Below are 16,823 nucleotides of genomic sequence, written 5' to 3' on the forward strand. Positions count from 1 at the left end.
TGTGTCTTCGCGTCATTTGTGTGTGTTCTGCCACATACAAATGACGCGAACCCACACAAATCCGTGCGAGGAGGCGCCGCGGGGCGGGGATGCGGTGCGCGCGGGGATGCGCGAGGCGCCGCGGGGCGGGGGCGGCGACGCGCACCGAAAGCGCGAACAAAACGCGAGCGCCCCACGGTCGGGCACGAGGCCGGCCGTGGGGCGCAGAGCGTAGAACTTAGAACGCGGGGACGATCTCACCGTCCGGGTACTTTTCACGGATGAAGTCGGCCACCTTCGGGTCGTGCAGCAGCTTCTCGAGCTTCGCAATCGCTTCGGCCTTGTCGGCATCCTTATTCCAGGCGAGCACGTTCGCGTACGGGTTGTCTTTACCCGATTCGAGAGCCAGCGCATCCTTTGCCGGGTTCAGGTCGTGTTCGAGGGCGTAGTTACCGTTGATCACCGCGATGTCGACATCTGGCAGCTGCACCGGAATCACTGCTGCTTCAGCCTCGGTGAACTTGAGGTTTTTCGGGTTGTCGGCAATCTCGTAGATGGTGGGGTTTTCGGCGCCACCGAGGCCGATGATGCCCTCCTGTTCGAGCAGCTTCAGCGCGCGGGCCTGGTTCGACGGGTCGTTGTTGACGAGCACCTTGCCACCCTCGGGGAGGTCTTTCAGGTCGGTGAGCTGCTTCGAGTAGATGCCGTATGGCTCGATCTGCACGCCCTCACCGTGCTCGAAGTTGTAGCCCTTCTCGGCCACCTCAGCGTCGAAGTAGGGCACGTGCTGGAAGAAGTTCGCATCCAATTCACCCTCCGACAGCGCCACGTTGGGCTGCACATAGTCGGTGTACTCCACGATCTCGAGCTTGAGACCGGCATCTTCAGCGAGGTTGTCGTTGATGAAGTTGAGGATGTCGGCGTGCGGCACCGGTGAGGCGCCAACCTTGAGCGTCACCACTTCACCTTCAGCGGTGGTGGCGTCGGAGGTGTCATCACCGGCGGTGCAGCCGGTGAGTGCGAGTGCGGCGGCTGCGGTTGCAGCAGCGATCTTGGCGATCTTTGTGATCTTCATGGGATTCCTTCGTTTGGATAGTTCCCGCGCACGGCGGGAATTGAATCGGGATGGGTTGTGCTTGGCCACTAATTGCCGGTCGGTGGCGCCTAGCGGTGATCCACCAGCCGGCTGAGCATGTCGCCCAGCCACTGCACGAGCTGCACAATGATCAGGATGATGACGACAGTGATGACGATGACGTCGAAATTGTTGCGCTGATACCCCTGGTTGATGGCGAGCGCGCCGAGCCCGCCGCCACCGACCGCGGTTGCCATGGCCGAGTAGCCGATGATCGTGATGGTGAGGATGGTGGCCGATTGAATCAGCGAGGGCAGGGCTTCGCGCACGAGCACGCCCGACATGATGGCGCTGCGTGAGGCACCGGCCATCTGCGCGGCCTCGACTTTGCCGTGATCAACTGCGAGCACGTTCGATTCGACCATGCGCGCCATATAGGGCACGGCGCTGGCAACCAGCGCGATAGTGAATGCGGGCCAGCCGACTGTTTTGAGCCAGGGTAGGTCGAGGAAGCGGATGAAGTACAAGACGATCACGGCCAGGATGATGAACGGGATGGCGCGGCCGATGTTGACGAGCGCGCCGAGCATCCGATGCACGGCGGGTTGTTCGATGAGCCCACCGCGCCGTGTCTCGGCAAGGATCACCCCGGTTGGCAGGCCGATCAGCACGCTAAAGAATGTGGCGGCGCCGGTCATATAGAGCGTTTCGAGAATCGCGATGCCGAGGTTCTTGCGCACGGCGGGACGGTTGAACCAGGTTTCGTCGCCGGTGACGGCAATCACGTCCTGACTGAACGAAGCGAGCTGCTGCAACAAGTCGATCATGCTGCCCTCACTTGTGCGTGGATGTTGTGGCTGGCGAACGTTTCGAGTGCGCCCGCGACTGCGTCGGCGGCGACGGTGACCACGAGCCGTCCCACCTGAACGTCGCCGACGGTTTCGAACGTGCCGGCGGCAATATCGCCCGAAACTTGCTGCACCTGCGCCATCACTTTTGACCCCATCGGTTCGCCGGGGTGCGAGGTGAAAAACAGGTCGATTGCGCGCTGGTTGCCCGTCGCATCCGCACCAAATTCGGGCAGCGGGATGAGTTTGCGGGCGAGTTCAGAGTTGGGATTCGTGACAATATCGCTGAGCCGACCCGACTCACGTACGTCGCCGCGGTCGAGCAGTGTGACCGAGTCGCAAATCTCGCGCACCACCGACATTTCGTGGGTGATGACCACGACGGTCACGCCGGTGCGGTCGCGCACGCTTTTGAGCAGCGCGAGGATCTGCGCGGTGGTGTCGCTGTCGAGCGCCGAGGTGGGTTCGTCGGCGAGCAGCACTGCGGGGTCGTCAGCGAGGGCGCGGGCGATACCGACGCGCTGGCGCTGACCGCCCGAAAGCTGCGCCGGATACGAGTCGCCGCGGCCGGTGAGCCCAACCAAGTCGAGAAGTTCGTTGACGCGGCGTTCGCGCTCTGCGACCGGCACTTTGGCGATGCGCAGCGGATACGCGATGTTTTCGAATGCGGTGCGTGATTCGAACAGGTTGGCGCCCTGAAACACCATGCCGATGCGACGCCGCGCCGTGCGCAGGTCTTGGTTGCGCAGCGTGGTGAGGTCTTGCCCAGCAACCAGAATTGACCCGGAGGTGGGGCGTTCGAGCGCGGTAAGGCAGCGAATAAGAGTGGATTTACCGGCACCGGACTCACCGACGATGCCGTGAATACTGCCGGCTTCGACCGACAGGCTGAGGCCGTCGAGTGCGGTCACGGGGTCAGTGCCCTTGCGCGTATACACCTTGGTCACGTCGCGCAGTTCAATCACGTGCTGGCCTCCATCGTTCCCGGCAGTAGCACCTTGCTTGCCAAGGTTGCTGCAGCGTCACAGAGCCGGGTCTCTCAGCTACTCGAGATGAATGCAGTTAGATTCGCACGAATTACTACCCAGCACAAACTTGCCGGTGGCTATGTGACGGTTCATTACGCGAACATCGTGTTCGCATCCCCGTTGCTGCTCGTTCACATCCGCGGGCTCCAATATGACTTCGATAGCGGATCCGGCGACGGCCGGTTCCAATCGACAGGGAGATTCCGGATGCAAAGCGCCGATTTTGTCAATCAACTCGACCAGCGTCTCGCCAAAATCCAACACGTCACCCCGCAGGTGGCGGTGCGCTCGCAATCGCTCGGCATCGACTATCGATACGGCGACACCGACCTCCCCTTCCACGCCACGAGCGTCGGCAAGCTCGTCACGACCGCACTCGTGATGCAGCAGGTTGAAGCGGGCCGTTTTGCCCTCGCAACACCCATTGCCGAGCTGCTGCCCGCATCCGAAATTGAAGGCCTGTTCGCGGATGACGCCGCGGCCGAGGTGACCATCGAGCAGCTGCTCACCCACACCTCTGGCTGCAACGATTTTTATGAGGGACGCACGAAGTCTGGCCCGCGATTTGTTGCCGAACTCAAGCGCGACCTCGATCACGAGTGGTCGCCGGCCGAGCTGATTGCATTCACGCGCGACCGGCAGCAGCCGGTGGGCCGGCCCGGTGAGAGGTTCCGCTATAGCGACACCGGGTTCGTGCTGCTCGGCCGGGCGCTCGAGACGGTGACGGGCGAACTATTCGGTGAGCTCGTGCATCACCGAGTTTTTGCACCGCTGGGTATGGGCCGCAGCTTCCTGCCGTTCCGCACTCAGCCCGCATCCGGCTCCGACGAGATCGCGCCGCTTTCGCTCGCCGGAATTGATATCGGGACGCACCGCGCGATCACCTGCGACTGGGCCGGTGGCGGTATTGCCGGCACGCTGGATGATTTTTTGCAGCTGATGGCCGGGATGCGTAATGGCAAGCTCATCAGCGCCGAGTCGTGGGCGGTGCTGCAGGAGCCGCGACACCGCTTCCGCCCAGGACTCTGGTACGGCACCGGCACGATGACGGTGCGTTTTGAGGGGCTCGTTCCGTGGGCACGCAATTGGCCGCGGCTGGTGGGGCATCTGGGGACTTCATCTGCGCACCTGTGGTTTGACCCGGTGCACGAGGCTGAGATCGCCATCAACTTCGGTTCGTCGAAGGCGCTGTCACGCAGCTTCCGCACGCTGTTTGAAGTGGTCGGGCTACTGCGTCAGCTCTAGTTCTTTAGTTCACCAGTTGACGGTGGCGGCGCATCTTGTGGCGCGCTCGCTCGTTTTGCGGCGGGGCAGCCTCGCTGGCAGCCTAGGCTGATCGCATGTCTGGCGCGATTCATCACATCGAGCTGTGGACGTCAAACTTGGCGGTCAGCGAACCCGAGTTTCACTGGTTGCTCACGTCACTGGGTTGGGCAGCGACACCGGTCGAAGGTTGGGATGACGGTCGGGTGTGGACAGCGCCCTCGGGCGAGTACCTGGTGTTGGAGCAGTCTCGAGCACTTCGCGGCGAGCATGACCGAATGCGGGCGGGGCTCAACCACCTCGCGCTCTGCGTGCGCGACCGCTCGCTCTTAGACCGCTTACGCAATGAGGCATCGGCTCAGGGATGGCGGGAACTGTTTGCAGAGCGCTATCCGCACGCCGGTGGTGAGCAGCATGTGGCGCTCTACCTCGAAAACTCCGAGGGCTTTGAGGTGGAGTTGGTGGTCGCCTAGTTCGCTGCTGCGACCTTCACTCGGGATGAGGTCGCGGGAAGATTTTGGCCCCAGGATGCTTCTGAGCGCATCCTGGGGCCGAAATCTTCCGCTGAGCTCACGGTAATTACCGCAGCGCACGCTCGTCCGCGAGCGCAAACAGCCGCTCAACCACGCGTCGGCCGCTCGTGCGCAGGCCGCTGTGCTCGTATTCGCTGGTGATCCACTGCTTGACGCCCGGCAGCAGCGCCCCGGTTTCACGCGAAAACTCGAGTGGCACATAGGCATCGTTCACATACACCGCCGCGGCGCCAATCGCACCACTGGCTTTGAGCGCTTCGGCATCGTAGAGCTTCGGCCACTCGTGCTTGGCGAGGATGCGCGTCACCTCAGCCCACGGCTGGAACGCCGGCACCGTGTCGCACCATTCTTCTCGCACATGTTCACCGGTGAGCAGCGTCACGTCTTCGCGAAAGTCGTCGGGCTCGACGCGCTGCGCCGACCAATCGGTGACGCAGCCATCGGCGTACGACGACTCGTGGAACACGTAGTAGAGCGGGTTGCGACCGCCGTAGGCCATCGCGTTCGCCAGGTCGTGGCGGAATGCGTTCGAGCCGGGGTCGAGTTCGAGCAGCCAGTGCAGGCGGGCCCAGCCATTATCCGAGCCGAGCAGGTGGCCCAGGTTGCGGGCCCGGCTCGGCGAAAGCACTTCACCGTCGGGCAGCACGATTTCGCCACGTTCGGCGAGCTCGACCACGCGGCGCATCCGGTCGCGATCTTCTGGGAACCGGCGGTAGTAGGCCAACGAGAGTTCCCGCATCCGGTCGTAGCACAGCCGGTAAACATCGTCGCAGTGGCGGCCCACCGCCGACAGGCCGCCGGTGAAATAGGCGCGCTCTACCGAGTCGGCAAAGTAGCTCAGGTAGTGCAGCAGCGTGAATCCGCCGAATGATTGGCCGAGCACCCGCCAGGTTTTTGCGCCCAGGTGCTCGCGCACCGCTTCGGCATCGCGCACGATCGAGTCGGCGCGCAGATGCGTGAGGTGCTCGGCGACCTCCTCGGCGCTGCGCCCCTCGAGAAAGCCGTCGCCGACCGGGGTCGAACGGCCGGTTCCGCGCTGGTCGAGCAGCACCACCCGGTGATCCTCGAGCGCGGCGTCGATCCAGGCGGCCTGGTCGGGACCGGGTCGCGGATCTTCGCTACCCGGGCCGCCCTGCAAAAACACCAGGTAGGGCAGGCCTTCTCCCCCGCTCCGGGTAACTACGCGAGCGAAAATATCGATCGTGCGATCGTCGGCCTCATCGCCGCCGGCAAGATCGGGCCACACCAGTGGCACGGTTAGTGTGTGTTCGGTCAAAGTAATTGCGCCAAAGCTCATGTGCATGACCCTAGCGACCAATTATTGAGAACGGATGCAGCTTGCCGGCTCAGTCGTGCAACTCGTCACACCGCTCGCTGGCCGCAATTGCCGGCGTTTCAAGTTGGAATGTCGAGTGCACCACCGACACCGGGAAGTGTTCGGCCACGCACTGTTTCGCCGCCTGCAGAATCTCGATGGCGTGCAAATCGGTGAAACAACCGTCGTCGACCACCAGATGCGCCGACAAAATCGGCAGCCCGGTCGCGACCGTGGACGCGTGCAGATCGTGCACATCAATAACGTGGTCGATACCGAGCAGGTGTTCGTGCACATCGTCGAGGTTGAGCCCGTCGGGGCTGAATTCCATAAGCACGCGCACTGTTTCGCGCAGTAGTTTCACCGCACGAGGCACGATCAGCGCCGCGATGAACAGGCTCGCGATCGCATCCGCTTGATAAAAGCCGGTGGTGGCGATCATGATTGCGGCAATGATCACCCCGAGGGAACCGAGCGCGTCGTTGAGCACTTCAAGGAAGGCTGCGCGCATATTGAAATTTGCGCTGCGGTTCGACGAGAGCACGATGATGCCGATGAGGTTGGCGATAAGCCCCAGCACACCAAACACCAGCAGTTCGACGCCCTGAATCTCGGGCGGCTCGAATAGGCGGCGAACTCCTTCGACGGCGGCATAGGTGCCGACCACGGTTAGCAGCGTCGCCTGCGCGAGCGCCGCGATCACCTCGATGCGGCGAAACCCCCAGGTGTGGGTTGAGCTGGCGGGTTTGTGCATGAGACTGGCCGCGATCAGCGCCAGCAGCAGCCCGGATGCATCCACCACCGCGTGCACGGTGTCGGTAAACAGCGCCAGCGAGCCGGTGATGATCGAACCGATGGCCTGGGCGACGACAATCGTCGCGGTGATCGAAAAGATGATCCACAGGCGCTTTCGCAGACCTTCGGGAGCCTCTGCATCCAGATTGACATGCGCGTGGTCGTGCCCCGCACCCATGTGTACCTCCCTCAGATCTCTCCCTAGCCTGATCCTATAACTTTCGCGGGAGTTTGGTCGCGGGTGCGGCGGGCACTACGGCGAGGCTTCTCGGCTGAGCTCGCTCGCGTCATGTTGTGGGCGACTGGCGGTCATCTCTGAGCCCCCGGCGCAGGATGACCTCATTGTGGTCGCCCTCTCGGCGCAGCTCGACATCGACAAATCCCAGACGTCGCGCAAGGTTCAGTGACCGCGCATTGTGCTCGTGAATCTCAACCTGGGCTTCAGTGACCTCGTAGTCATCACGCAACTGGTCCATTAGCCACTGTGTGGCCCTCGAGGCGATCCCCCGGCCCCACATTTTGGGCAACAGCACGTAGGCGATGGATGCACGCTGAGGTTTTTCATCGATGGTCGCCTGAAGTGTGCCAAGCGGTTCATCGTTCTCGGCATTCAGGATGATCCAGTTGAGCCACCTCTCGCCGCGCCCTGGCGGCGCTCCCCCGCAGAGCACCCCGTAGCGCTCTTGTAAATGTTCGAGACTCTCGGGAGGGCGTTCATCGATGAAGGTGTAGATGCGCAGGTCTTGGAGCTCGGCAAACATCGCGCCAGCATCAGAGACTTCGAGCGGCCGGATCGTGAGTTCGATTTCGCCTGCCATTGGCACCTTCCTACGGCCAGTTCAAAAGGCTTGTGCCAAGGCTATTCTCGTCGCTCGTCGCTTCGCCAGTGCCACCGGCACGCCACCATCTTGCGGCAAGGCCGTGTTTATCGGTCGCCGTTTATCGATCGCCGCCAAGAACCAACCCGAGGCCGCGCTCGAGATCGCTACGCATTTGTCTCAGCGTGGCGGTATCAGTTGGGGCGTTGAGATAGTCGAGCGTCAGACCGCACCAGCGCGGTTATGAGTCGTGCGCCGGCGTGCTCGTCGATTCCGGAGACCAGCTCTCCCGCATCCCGAGCCGCCCGCAATGCAGCTGCTACGCGCTCTTGAAAAAGTTCAAGCTCGCGCGACATCACGCCAGCGAGCCAATCGCGAGTTGACGCGGCGGCATTGAAGGTTACCCACATCACCGCATCCTCTCGCTGCACGCCACCGGTCGGCAGCAGCTCCATAAGGGATGCAGCCAGCCGGTCGCGGATGCTGCCGGCGAGACGATGTGTCTTCACGCGTTCGTGTTGCCGATATGTGGAGTACATCAGCGCTTTCGCAAGCAGCTCATCGCGCGTGCCCATGTGGTACTGCACGCTTCCCGCGGCAACTTGCGCTTCAGCCGCAACGGTACGCACGCTCACCGCGTCAAAACCGGAGTTCACGATGACACGAATGGCGGCCTGCGCAATCGAAACCGTCTGCGCGGTCCACGCACTTGGGTCTTGCATCCGCGCCTCCGCTCCGAAATTGAACACGTTGATTGCACCACATTGACGGACGTAATACAACTGTATTAATTTTTGTACGTTCGTATTACACCCTGTAGGAGCCTCACGGATGCTCGACATCATCCCCCTTTATCGGCCTCGCTCTCGTCGACAGCCTGAGCGTCGGCACCCTGGTGATCCCACTCACTCTGTTGCTGCGCTGGGGCAAATTGCGAACGATCCCCTACGCCACATACCTCGGCACTATCACCGTCGCGTATTTCGCTCTGGGCATCACGCTAATGCTCGGATTTGCCGGCATTGGCCCGATCATCACGGAAGCAACACAGACGGATTGGTTCCCCTGGGTCACACTCGTCCTCGGAGCCGCGCTCGCTGCGTTCGGCATTTTCGCGCCGAATCCGAAAAAGCCCGAGCCGGGTGAGACGAACGTGCCCACCGACACTTCCAAGATGCAGAAGGCCACCCGAGCCGGACTGGCAGGTATGGTGTCGCTCGCGCTGGGCGCCGCAGTGATCGAAGCCGCCACGATGCTTCCGTACCTCGCAGCAATTGGCATCATGCAGTCGTTCGAGATCACCCCGCTACTGCGACTCGCTTTGCTGGCGGCGTATTGCATCATCATGGTGCTGCCTGCGATGCTCGCGGGTGCCACCATGGGCCTGGTCGGCGACCGACTGACCGATCGCCTGCAGCGATGGATTCCGCGACTGAACTACGAGGCGAAAGTGACACTGCTATGGATTGCCGCGATCGTCGGCATCACCATGCTCTATCGCAGCGCCAATGCGCTCAACCTTTGGTAGCGAGCGACACAGCCCTAAAACCACCAACCGCGCCGACCAATACGCCCCCTTGTTTAATGCTCACACAACCCACAATCGGGATGCTTTGGCACACGTCCGAAGCCACGTAGCTAGATCATGCCCACCTAGTGCAATATTATGCACTGCATGGATATCAACGCAGAGTCGTTGGCGCGTGCGATCGGCACGAGAGTCAGGCAGCAGCGCAAAGACCGGGGTTGGACGCTCGATCAGCTCGCCGAGCTCGCCGAGGTCAGCCGCCGCATGCTCGTGAACGTCGAACAAGGCGCGGTGAATCCAAGCGTGGGCACTCTGCTGCGGATCTCAGATTCCCTCGGAATCGGCCTCCCGGCCCTGGTCGAACCCCCGAGTCCACGCGCTGTGAAGCTCACCCGACATGGACAGGGTGCAGTCCTCTGGAGCGGCGACGCGGGAGGCAAGGGCGTGCTGGTTGCGGGCACGGAGCCACCGGATGTGGTCGAGTTGTGGGACTGGACGCTCGCGCCAGGTGAGCGTCACGCCAGCGAGGCACACAGCACCGGCACCCGCGAGCTCCTGCAGGTCCTAGAAGGAAGCCTCACGATCGAGGTTGACGGCGACCAGTATGACCTCGCCCCCGGCGACGCCCTGTCGTTCCACGGCGATGTTCCTCATGCTTATGCCAACACGACCGATGCTTCGACGCGGTTCTCACTGACGGTATTCGAACCAAATGTGGGAGCGGAGACTCGACACGGAGAGAGCCGAACATCCGCACCCGATACGCCAACTAACCCACCCGCACCTACAGCGAAGGAAACCCGATGACCGCCACCCCGAAATACAGTTCGACGTTCATCTTCGAGGCCCATAATCTCACCGAAGAATTCGATCGGATCGACAGCGAGATCGCGACCCGTGCCCGCCAAATCCCTGGCTTCCTCGGGGAAGAGGCCTGGCACAACGAAGACACGGGTCTGCACGCGGAGGTCTACTACTGGACCGACATGGATGCTCTGAAACAGCTCATAGACATGGACACCCACCGCCTCGCGAAGTCTCGGTATGGGGAGTGGCTGGGCGAGTATCGAGTGGTGATCTCCGAGGTGCAATCGGTGTATGGCAATCCGATCCTCGGCCTCGAACACCGCCCCGGCCAGGAGCAGTCATGACCAGCCAGCTTTTCACCGGCCTATCCGCATTCCCCCTCACCCCGCTCCACGACGACCAGATCGACGAGCAGGCGTTCACGGGCCTCATCACGCGCCTGGCCGCGGCAGGAGTGGATTCGATCACCGCGCTCGGCTCGACCGGTTCTTACGCCTACCTCACTGCGGAGGAACGCGCCCGCGTCGCACAGCTCGCGGTCGAACATGCCGGGTCGACGCCGGTGTTCGTCGGCGTCGGAGACTTGCGCACCTCGCACATCCTCGCCCATATCGATGCCGCTGAACGGGCGGGAGCTTCGGGAGTGCTGTTGGCCCCGATGACCTATCAGGCGCTCACCTCAGACGACGTGTTCAAGCTGTATCGCAACGTCGCCGAACACACGGAACTGCCGATGATCGTCTACGACAACCCCGGCACCACCCACTTCACGTTCACCACCGACCTCTACGCCCGCATCGCCGAACTCCCAGGGATTGCGTCAATCAAGATTCCCGGTGTCCCCACCAACCCGAAACAAGCGATCGAGCACATCGCAGCGATTCGTGCGGTGGTGCCGGAGCATGTCACAATCGGCGTTTCCGGGGATGCGTTCGCCGCGACCGGCTTGAACGCCGGCTGTGATGCTTGGTACTCGGTGATCGGCGGCACGCTGCCCGAACCGGCCCTCGCCATCACCCGTGCCGCACAAGCGGGCCGCGCGAGCGAGGCGGTGGCAAAGTCGGAGCGCCTCGCGCCCCTGTGGGAATTGTTTGCCAAGTTTGGGGGAAGTCTGCGCGTGACCGCGGCGATCGCTGAGCACCTCGGCTTGGCAACGCACGGGTGCCTGCCGCTGCCAATCCAGGGCCTCACTGAGGCGCAGCGTGCCCGTGTCGTGCAGGTGGTCGACGTGCTCGGGCTTGTCTGACCAGTCGAACAACGCCGCCGCATCCCGTGGCTCCGGGTCAGTGTTGGCCCGGTATCTGCTCGCCCAATCAGGGATCGCCAAGGTTGACGCGGCAAGGTTGGGCGGAGTTGACCTCGTGAAGCGACTCGCTGTTGAAAAGGAATCCGCAGATGCGCATACCGCTTCTTGACACCGAACGGCCTATTGTTGCCGCGCCAATGGCGGGTGGCCCCACCACCGTCGCGCTCGCGACCGCTGTGGCAGATGCTGGCGGGTTTCCGTTCTTGGCGGGCGGCTACAAAACCGCCGCCGGGCTGCGGGATGAAATTGTTGCGCTGCGTGCGAGCGGAGCGCCATTCGGGGTGAATCTTTTCGTTCCCGGTGACACTGAGTTTGACCGGGCCGCGTTCGCTGCCTATGCCGCCGAACTTGAACCCGAAGCATCCCGTTTCGGTGTGTCCGTCGACCCCGAACCGGTGACTGACGACGATAACTGGGACGAAAAATTCGCGTTGCTGGTCCAGCAGCCAGTACCGGTGGTGTCATTCACATTTGGGCTCCCTGTGGCTACAGATATTGGCTTGCTGCGTGAGCGCGGCACGCGTGTGCTGGCCACCGTGACGACACCGGAAGAGGCGGCTGGGGCCACCGCCCGCGGTGTTGATGGTCTGGTGGTACAGGGTGCGGATGCTGGTGGGCACAGCGCCACTTTTGATCCGGAGCGCGACCCGGCACCGCTTGCGTTGACCGAGCTGATCGCCGGGGTGCGCAAGAAAAGCGAGCTACCGTTGATTGCTGCCGGTGGGATCACTTCCTCGGATGCGGTGCGCGAGGTGCTGACCGCGGGTGCGATTGCCGCCGCCGTTGGCACGCTACTGTTGCGCACGGATGAGGCGGGGACCTCAGCTGTGCACCGCGCGGCGCTTTCCGACCCCGAGTTTGACCACACCGTGATCACTCGGGCATTCACCGGGCGACCCGCGCGGGCCCTGCACAACGATTTCATTGCCGCGCACGGTGCGAACGCGCCGGTTGCCTACCCTGCCGTGCATCATCTGACCCGCCCCATTCGACAGGCCGCCGCCAAAGCAGGCGACGCGCAACGGGTGCATCTTTGGGCAGGTGCCGGCTACAGTGAGGCGCCCACGGGACCGGCAGCAGATGTGATCCGTGCACTATGGCCGAACGAGTGAACAAGGTTATGGGATATCCGATACCGTCGCTGTGCGAGTTCACCATCTACGACACGACATCAAGACCAACTACATCTAGTACGTCGAGTTCAGCTTCGACGCGATCGTGTTGAGGGCATTTTTATTTCTCTCGTAATTGCTAGGTTGTTCGCTATGCGTTTGGTTCGGATGACCGCAGCGGCCGGGATCGCACTGATGTTGACTTCGTGCGCCGCAACGACCGTCGAAGTAACTCCCACGGAGAGCAGCGCGCCAAGCACACAGCTACCCGACTACCGACAAGCTGCGCCACAACTGCCGCTACCTGATGCTGCCAGCATGTGCGCCACAGAAATCGATAGCGTGGTATTCCTCGATGTCATGCGCGATGGCGTATCAAACCGTGATGGCTTCGACCCGCACTACGACGCCGAACTGTTCAACGTGACAGTGGTGGACGGCGAGTGGCACTTTGAGTTTCTCCCCACTCACGAAAACATCGCAGCGGCCACGTGCCACACCGACGGTGACCAGGTGGTTTCGATGACTCGAGCTGAATTCGAGGAAGCCATGAAAGGTCGCGCCTATGACGGGTACGTCGAGGTCACCGAATAGCCGATTCTCATTTGGATGCGGTTAACTGCACTTTCTCGTGAGGCTGTGAGCACGGCCCGCGCAGACTTGGCGGCCGATACGGGCGCGGGGCGATGGCGCGTGTGGTACCGCCGGAGGTCTTCATCTGTCTACGAGTTGTTCACAGCATCCATAGGAACTACAGGTCCACGTCTACGTGCCCTGGTTTCGTAGGAAATGTGGGCAAATTGTGGGCACGGCCGGTTTTGGGGAAGAAGAACACCCCGACTTCCGCTTGTTTAAGCCGAATTCGGGGGTCCTGGGAGTGGACCTAACGGGATTCGACTCCCCATGGGCTCCCCCACGCGCCAACAGCGCGCGGGGCCCCTCGCCGACGGGGCCCCACTACGGGTTCTCATACCCTGCCAAATTCACTAATAAAAACGGCCCCTCGCTGGGACCGCTTTTATTAGTGGACGCCGGTGGACTCAGCCCGAACACGTGGGAGCGGATCGAACGACTGAGTTCCATGTGGGAGCAGGCGAAGCAAGGCGTCGGAAGTGAGAGACCACGAGCGGGGGAACCAAATTTTGGGATGGTGTTCAACCCAACGAGACGGTCTCGAACACCACTCACCGAGAACGAGGTGGGCGCGATCCGAGCGGCGCGGGAGGCTGGCGAGACCGTGACGTCAATCGCGAGGCGTTTCGAGGTGCACCGGTTGACGGTTTGGGAACGTACAAGAGACTTGCCTGTTTCGAAGTAGTCCTTTCAGCCGAAACACCTGCGTCCTTCGTTGGCGGCGTTCCAACACCGCGCACGACAGGCCGGCGCTCTAGATGTTGTGGGTCATGACGTTGTGGTCACCGGGGTGTGGGTAGAAGGAACGGGCCTCTGACCGGCACGATGGGTGGTGTCGAAATCATCCGTCGTCCGGAAGGAGACCCGTTCCATGACCCACCGTAACGCCCCATTGGCCGTTGAGGGAAGACAACGAGCCGTAGACCAGGTCCTGAAACACCACCGTCCGATCGCGCACGTGGCAGCGCAGTTCCACATCGCCCGCTCAACACTGTCGAAATGGGTCGGCCGTTACCGCCAGTACGGACCGAACGGACTGCAAGACCGCTCCAGCGCCCCGCACCGGGTCCCGAACCGGCTGCCCGCACACACGGTCGCGTTGATCGAACACTGGCGCCGCGAATACAAATGGTCAGCACGTCGCATCACCCATGAACTCGCGCACCAACACCACATCCACTGCAGCCAACGCACCGTAACTCGCTGGCTGGACCGGCTCGGACTCAACCGCATCCGGGACATCACCCCAGACGGGCAGAACCTCCGCCGCCCAGGAAAGATCATTGCCCGCTATCCCGGGCACATGGCCCATATGGATGTGAAGAAAGTCGGGAAGATCCCCGACGGAGGCGGCTGGTGGGCCCATGGCCGAGGCAGCCAACAAGCACTGGCTGCCAAACGAGCCCACAAACAAAAAGTTGGCTACACCTACCTCCACTCGATCATCGACGGGTTCTCCCGCCTGGCCTACACCGAAGCACTCGAGGACGAAAAAGCGGCAACCGTGATCGAGTTCCTCCAACGAGCACAGGCCTACTTCGCCGCCCACGGCATCACCCACATCACCCGCCTGGTCACCGACAACGGCCCCAGCTACCGCTCCGCCACGTTCAAAGCTGCGATCAAAGGATTCATCGGCCGGCACCAACACACCCGCCCGTACACGCCACGACACAACGGCAAAGTTGAACGCTACAACCGGCTGTTGGCTGACGAGTGCCTCTATGCCCGGCCCTACACGTCAGAATAACAACGGCGAGAAGCTCTGAAAACCTGGAACCATCACTACAACTATCATCGACCCCACACCGCCTGCAGTGACCAGCCACCGGCCTCACGCCTCCACACCCGTGTCGACAACGTCATGACCAACTACAACTAGAGGCTGCCCTCGCACAGAGATAGGAACATATCCCTTCGATAGCGCGAAGTAGCGGAAGGCGGCACCACCTGGCAGGTCGGCCACGAGAGAGCACCCGAGCCGGAGACTAGCGTTGCCGGATTAAGCAGCGGGAAGTAGCGCCTCCGCAGCGGTGACACCGGGGGGCAGAAGTCGTACTGTCCGCGCCACCGTGTCATATTCGATGAGACGGCTCTGGTGTAGTTGTTTCAGGACATCTTTGCGGAAAGACGAAAGCCCGGGATGCTCAAGCCAGCGAAACAGGTCGCTTTCTTCGACGTCACCCACTTCGGTCAACAGCAACAAAAGGGTTTGCTGCTTCCAAGTGAGGCCCGTCCGCAGAACCCGCCTAATATTGTCGCGCGTCCACACCCACGCCACCTCACGCTGGATCAGGCCCTCCACCACGGCAGTGGCTTCATCCGTCGTCAGAGCGTGAAGCAGCCGCACCAACTCAGCAACGAGCCACTTGGCCGTGTAGAGCACTACGGTTGCGTCCATTTGGTTCGGGTCAACCTCGGAACCGGCGTGCCCCACGCCTCGGTTGTTCCGAACATCATAGAGCCCGATCATCATCCGCGGGATAAGAATGCGTGCAGAGCGGCTATTGGGAACTTGCTGATAGATGCTCTCCAACTCCCAACACTTTTGTGCAAAACGACTCGGTTTCTCTGCGCGCGCGGGATAAACCCCGCCCTCCAACCAACCCTTGCAAATGGTGTATACGACTTCGCAGAGCTTGCCACCGTTGAGCTCTGATGGTTCCCACCGATGCTCTCGATAGTTCTTGATGATCTCATTGAAGGCGGTGAGCAAGTCGTCGCGTAGAGTGTCAGGCAAGACAGTCAGCGCATCCCGTGGGGCGAGCCCCATTTCACTCGTCACTCTCGCTGTGCAACATGCCCTGAACATACGCAAGACCTTCGTGAGTCACTTTGTAGGTCTTGTTTGCCTGTCGACTATTGCCAGACTTCTTCAACTGAATCACGCGCTGCGGCTTCTTTCTCATGTTGCTGCTCAGCGCATCAGTAATATTGGGAATGGAGTGGCCTAGATTCTTGAGCTCAGCGTTGAGCAGGCGCGAGGCCCACGATTCATGACCCTCATGGAACTGAATCCAGTAGGCGGCGACGAGAGCCTTGTCCTCATTAGACTTGGGCGAAGCCGCAGCAAACAACTCCGCGAAGTGCTGGTAGCCGGGCACCTCTCCCGCGATCTCCTCTGCCGCCACGCGCGGGGAGCCTCCGTTGACGCCACCCCCGACCGCTTGACGGCCGCCAGTAGAAATAGTCACTCCGTAGCGGTCGGCAGCCCACCGCAGAACACGGTCGCGCGACTCCGCCTCCAGATCTGCGAGCGCGTCGGCAATTGCCGCCATCGCGTCGATCTCGGGGTCTCCCATTGACTCTCCTATTACTCAATGCACATCAAGAACTATGCCAATAGTAGCATCAGTGTCGTTCTTCAAGTCGACACAAGGGCTCCCGTGCTGCCGGGCATGCCCTGGATTCAACGCTAGGTCGGTCACTGGGGTCGGCCTCACGCGGCGGGGCCTCGATCAGGTCGGCCCTCAACGATTCAGCCGGTCCGCCAAGTCCACCAAGGCTGAATCGCGCATCCACTTAGCGGATCCCCCTTCCTGACAAGCACACCAGCGTCCGCTCACCCTCGATCTGCAAGACGCGTGGCAGCTCCATAGGAGGGCCACTCGCGGTGGTGTGGAGACTCGTCGGGCGCGGACGGCCTGTGACCTGGTTCTGGCCAGGGTGATCCGGATCTCCGCGTCTTTGGGCAGAGACGGGATATTGAGTCGCTGACCGGCAGCGGGGTCACCTATGCTGGTGGGCATGTTGTTCTACGGCACTGCTTCGCTGCGACTGCGC

At 61.9% G+C, this 16,823-nt stretch carries 17 protein-coding genes, 1 pseudogene and 1 riboswitch; of the genes and pseudogenes, 9 read left to right on the forward strand and 9 right to left on the reverse strand.

All coding sequences use genetic code 11. From position 1 onward, the window contains the following. Positions 1 to 217: 217 nt before the first annotated feature. From RQ865_RS08750 to RQ865_RS08760, 3 genes are all read right to left on the reverse strand, one after another. Positions 218 to 1,054 (reverse strand): MetQ/NlpA family ABC transporter substrate-binding protein, encoded by an 837-nt coding sequence (locus RQ865_RS08750; protein WP_311478894.1) that lies wholly within the window; start codon positions 1,052 to 1,054, stop codon positions 218 to 220. Positions 1,055 to 1,143: 89 nt separating this feature from the next. Beyond that, positions 1,144 to 1,881, reverse strand: a complete 738-nt coding sequence (locus tag RQ865_RS08755) for a methionine ABC transporter permease (protein WP_311478896.1) — start codon at positions 1,879 to 1,881, stop codon at positions 1,144 to 1,146. After that, a complete protein-coding gene (locus tag RQ865_RS08760; RefSeq protein WP_311478898.1) occupies positions 1,878 to 2,867 on the reverse strand; it encodes a methionine ABC transporter ATP-binding protein in 990 nt (329 codons plus the stop codon). Before RQ865_RS08760 ends, RQ865_RS08755 begins: the two co-directional genes overlap by 4 nt. Before the next feature lie 7 nt (positions 2,868 to 2,874). Next, a riboswitch (SAM riboswitch) is annotated at positions 2,875 to 2,961 on the reverse strand. Between RQ865_RS08760 and RQ865_RS08765 the strand changes: the two genes are divergently transcribed. After that, positions 2,955 to 4,175, forward strand: a complete 1,221-nt coding sequence (locus RQ865_RS08765) for a serine hydrolase domain-containing protein (protein ID WP_311478900.1) — start codon at positions 2,955 to 2,957, stop codon at positions 4,173 to 4,175. (Overlaps the previous riboswitch by 7 nt.) Positions 4,176 to 4,270: 95 nt before the next feature. Beyond that, entirely contained in the window at positions 4,271 to 4,666 is a 396-nt protein-coding gene (locus tag RQ865_RS08770) for a glyoxalase (protein ID WP_311478902.1), read from the forward strand. Positions 4,667 to 4,772: 106 nt separating this feature from the next. Here RQ865_RS08770 and RQ865_RS08775 read toward each other — a convergent pair whose 3' ends face one another. The 4 genes from RQ865_RS08775 to RQ865_RS08790 all read right to left on the reverse strand — a co-directional run bounded on the left by RQ865_RS08775 (position 4,773) and on the right by RQ865_RS08790 (position 8,376). Further along, on the reverse strand, positions 4,773 to 6,023 hold the full coding sequence (locus RQ865_RS08775) for an alpha/beta fold hydrolase (protein ID WP_311478903.1): 1,251 nt from the start codon (positions 6,021 to 6,023) through the stop codon (positions 4,773 to 4,775). A 49-nt stretch (positions 6,024 to 6,072) separates the two neighbouring features. After that, positions 6,073 to 7,014, reverse strand: coding sequence for a cation diffusion facilitator family transporter (locus RQ865_RS08780; RefSeq protein ID WP_201522209.1), 942 nt, complete (start codon positions 7,012 to 7,014; stop codon positions 6,073 to 6,075). Between the two features lie 109 nt (positions 7,015 to 7,123). After that, positions 7,124 to 7,654, reverse strand: coding sequence for a GNAT family N-acetyltransferase (locus RQ865_RS08785; protein ID WP_201522208.1), 531 nt, complete (start codon positions 7,652 to 7,654; stop codon positions 7,124 to 7,126). A 194-nt stretch (positions 7,655 to 7,848) separates the two neighbouring features. Next, positions 7,849 to 8,376, reverse strand: coding sequence for a TetR family transcriptional regulator C-terminal domain-containing protein (locus RQ865_RS08790; RefSeq protein ID WP_311478905.1), 528 nt, complete (start codon positions 8,374 to 8,376; stop codon positions 7,849 to 7,851). Between the two features lie 131 nt (positions 8,377 to 8,507). Here RQ865_RS08790 and RQ865_RS08795 point away from each other — a divergent pair, with 131 nt between their 5' ends. From RQ865_RS08795 to RQ865_RS08825, 7 genes and pseudogenes are all read left to right on the forward strand, one after another. Beyond that, positions 8,508 to 9,182, forward strand: coding sequence for a GAP family protein (locus RQ865_RS08795; protein ID WP_311478935.1), 675 nt, complete (start codon positions 8,508 to 8,510; stop codon positions 9,180 to 9,182). 147 nt (positions 9,183 to 9,329) lie between these two features. After that, positions 9,330 to 9,989 (forward strand): helix-turn-helix domain-containing protein, encoded by a 660-nt coding sequence (locus tag RQ865_RS08800; RefSeq protein WP_201522205.1) that lies wholly within the window; start codon positions 9,330 to 9,332, stop codon positions 9,987 to 9,989. After that, positions 9,986 to 10,333, forward strand: coding sequence for an antibiotic biosynthesis monooxygenase (locus RQ865_RS08805; RefSeq protein ID WP_201522204.1), 348 nt, complete (start codon positions 9,986 to 9,988; stop codon positions 10,331 to 10,333). The genes RQ865_RS08800 and RQ865_RS08805 overlap by 4 nt, the downstream gene beginning before the upstream one ends. After that, a complete protein-coding gene (locus RQ865_RS08810) occupies positions 10,330 to 11,235 on the forward strand; it encodes a dihydrodipicolinate synthase family protein (protein WP_201522203.1) in 906 nt (301 codons plus the stop codon). Before RQ865_RS08805 ends, RQ865_RS08810 begins: the two co-directional genes overlap by 4 nt. A 149-nt stretch (positions 11,236 to 11,384) precedes the next feature. Continuing rightward, positions 11,385 to 12,407 (forward strand): nitronate monooxygenase, encoded by a 1,023-nt coding sequence (locus tag RQ865_RS08815; RefSeq protein ID WP_201522202.1) that lies wholly within the window; start codon positions 11,385 to 11,387, stop codon positions 12,405 to 12,407. A gap of 153 nt (positions 12,408 to 12,560) precedes the next feature. Next, positions 12,561 to 13,001 (forward strand): hypothetical protein, encoded by a 441-nt coding sequence (locus RQ865_RS08820; protein ID WP_311478912.1) that lies wholly within the window; start codon positions 12,561 to 12,563, stop codon positions 12,999 to 13,001. A 910-nt stretch (positions 13,002 to 13,911) separates the two neighbouring features. Further along, positions 13,912 to 14,922 (forward strand): annotated as a pseudogene (locus RQ865_RS08825) (IS481 family transposase). 120 nt (positions 14,923 to 15,042) lie between these two features. Here RQ865_RS08825 and RQ865_RS08830 read toward each other — a convergent pair. Both RQ865_RS08830 and RQ865_RS08835 read right to left on the reverse strand, forming a co-directional pair. Next, positions 15,043 to 15,825, reverse strand: coding sequence for a hypothetical protein (locus RQ865_RS08830; protein ID WP_201518192.1), 783 nt, complete (start codon positions 15,823 to 15,825; stop codon positions 15,043 to 15,045). Beyond that, positions 15,815 to 16,342, reverse strand: coding sequence for a hypothetical protein (locus RQ865_RS08835; RefSeq protein ID WP_311478915.1), 528 nt, complete (start codon positions 16,340 to 16,342; stop codon positions 15,815 to 15,817). Before RQ865_RS08835 ends, RQ865_RS08830 begins: the two co-directional genes overlap by 11 nt. Between the last annotated feature and the right edge of the window lie 481 nt (positions 16,343 to 16,823).

This window comes from uncultured Gulosibacter sp. (genome assembly GCF_963509965.1).
Classification (GTDB): Bacteria; Actinomycetota; Actinomycetes; order Actinomycetales; family Microbacteriaceae; genus Gulosibacter.

Excerpts from the sequence above, each read along its gene's own strand:
- RQ865_RS08790 (WP_311478905.1), bottom strand. The coding sequence starts at position 8,376 with ATGCAAGACCCAAGTGCGTGGACCGCGCAGACGGTTTCGATTGCGCAG.
- RQ865_RS08805 (WP_201522204.1), top strand. The coding sequence starts at position 9,986 with ATGACCGCCACCCCGAAATACAGTTCGACGTTCATCTTCGAGGCCCAT.
- RQ865_RS08800 (WP_201522205.1), top strand. The coding sequence starts at position 9,330 with ATGGATATCAACGCAGAGTCGTTGGCGCGTGCGATCGGCACGAGAGTC.
- RQ865_RS08775 (WP_311478903.1), bottom strand. The coding sequence starts at position 6,023 with ATGAGCTTTGGCGCAATTACTTTGACCGAACACACACTAACCGTGCCA.
- RQ865_RS08765 (WP_311478900.1), top strand. The coding sequence starts at position 2,955 with ATGAATGCAGTTAGATTCGCACGAATTACTACCCAGCACAAACTTGCC.
- RQ865_RS08820 (WP_311478912.1), top strand. The coding sequence starts at position 12,561 with ATGCGTTTGGTTCGGATGACCGCAGCGGCCGGGATCGCACTGATGTTG.
- RQ865_RS08755 (WP_311478896.1), bottom strand. The coding sequence starts at position 1,881 with ATGATCGACTTGTTGCAGCAGCTCGCTTCGTTCAGTCAGGACGTGATT.
- RQ865_RS08780 (WP_201522209.1), bottom strand. The coding sequence starts at position 7,014 with ATGGGTGCGGGGCACGACCACGCGCATGTCAATCTGGATGCAGAGGCT.
- RQ865_RS08750 (WP_311478894.1), bottom strand. The coding sequence starts at position 1,054 with ATGAAGATCACAAAGATCGCCAAGATCGCTGCTGCAACCGCAGCCGCC.
- RQ865_RS08835 (WP_311478915.1), bottom strand. The coding sequence starts at position 16,342 with ATGGGAGACCCCGAGATCGACGCGATGGCGGCAATTGCCGACGCGCTC.
- RQ865_RS08815 (WP_201522202.1), top strand. The coding sequence starts at position 11,385 with ATGCGCATACCGCTTCTTGACACCGAACGGCCTATTGTTGCCGCGCCA.
- RQ865_RS08810 (WP_201522203.1), top strand. The coding sequence starts at position 10,330 with ATGACCAGCCAGCTTTTCACCGGCCTATCCGCATTCCCCCTCACCCCG.
- RQ865_RS08785 (WP_201522208.1), bottom strand. The coding sequence starts at position 7,654 with ATGGCAGGCGAAATCGAACTCACGATCCGGCCGCTCGAAGTCTCTGAT.
- RQ865_RS08770 (WP_311478902.1), top strand. The coding sequence starts at position 4,271 with ATGTCTGGCGCGATTCATCACATCGAGCTGTGGACGTCAAACTTGGCG.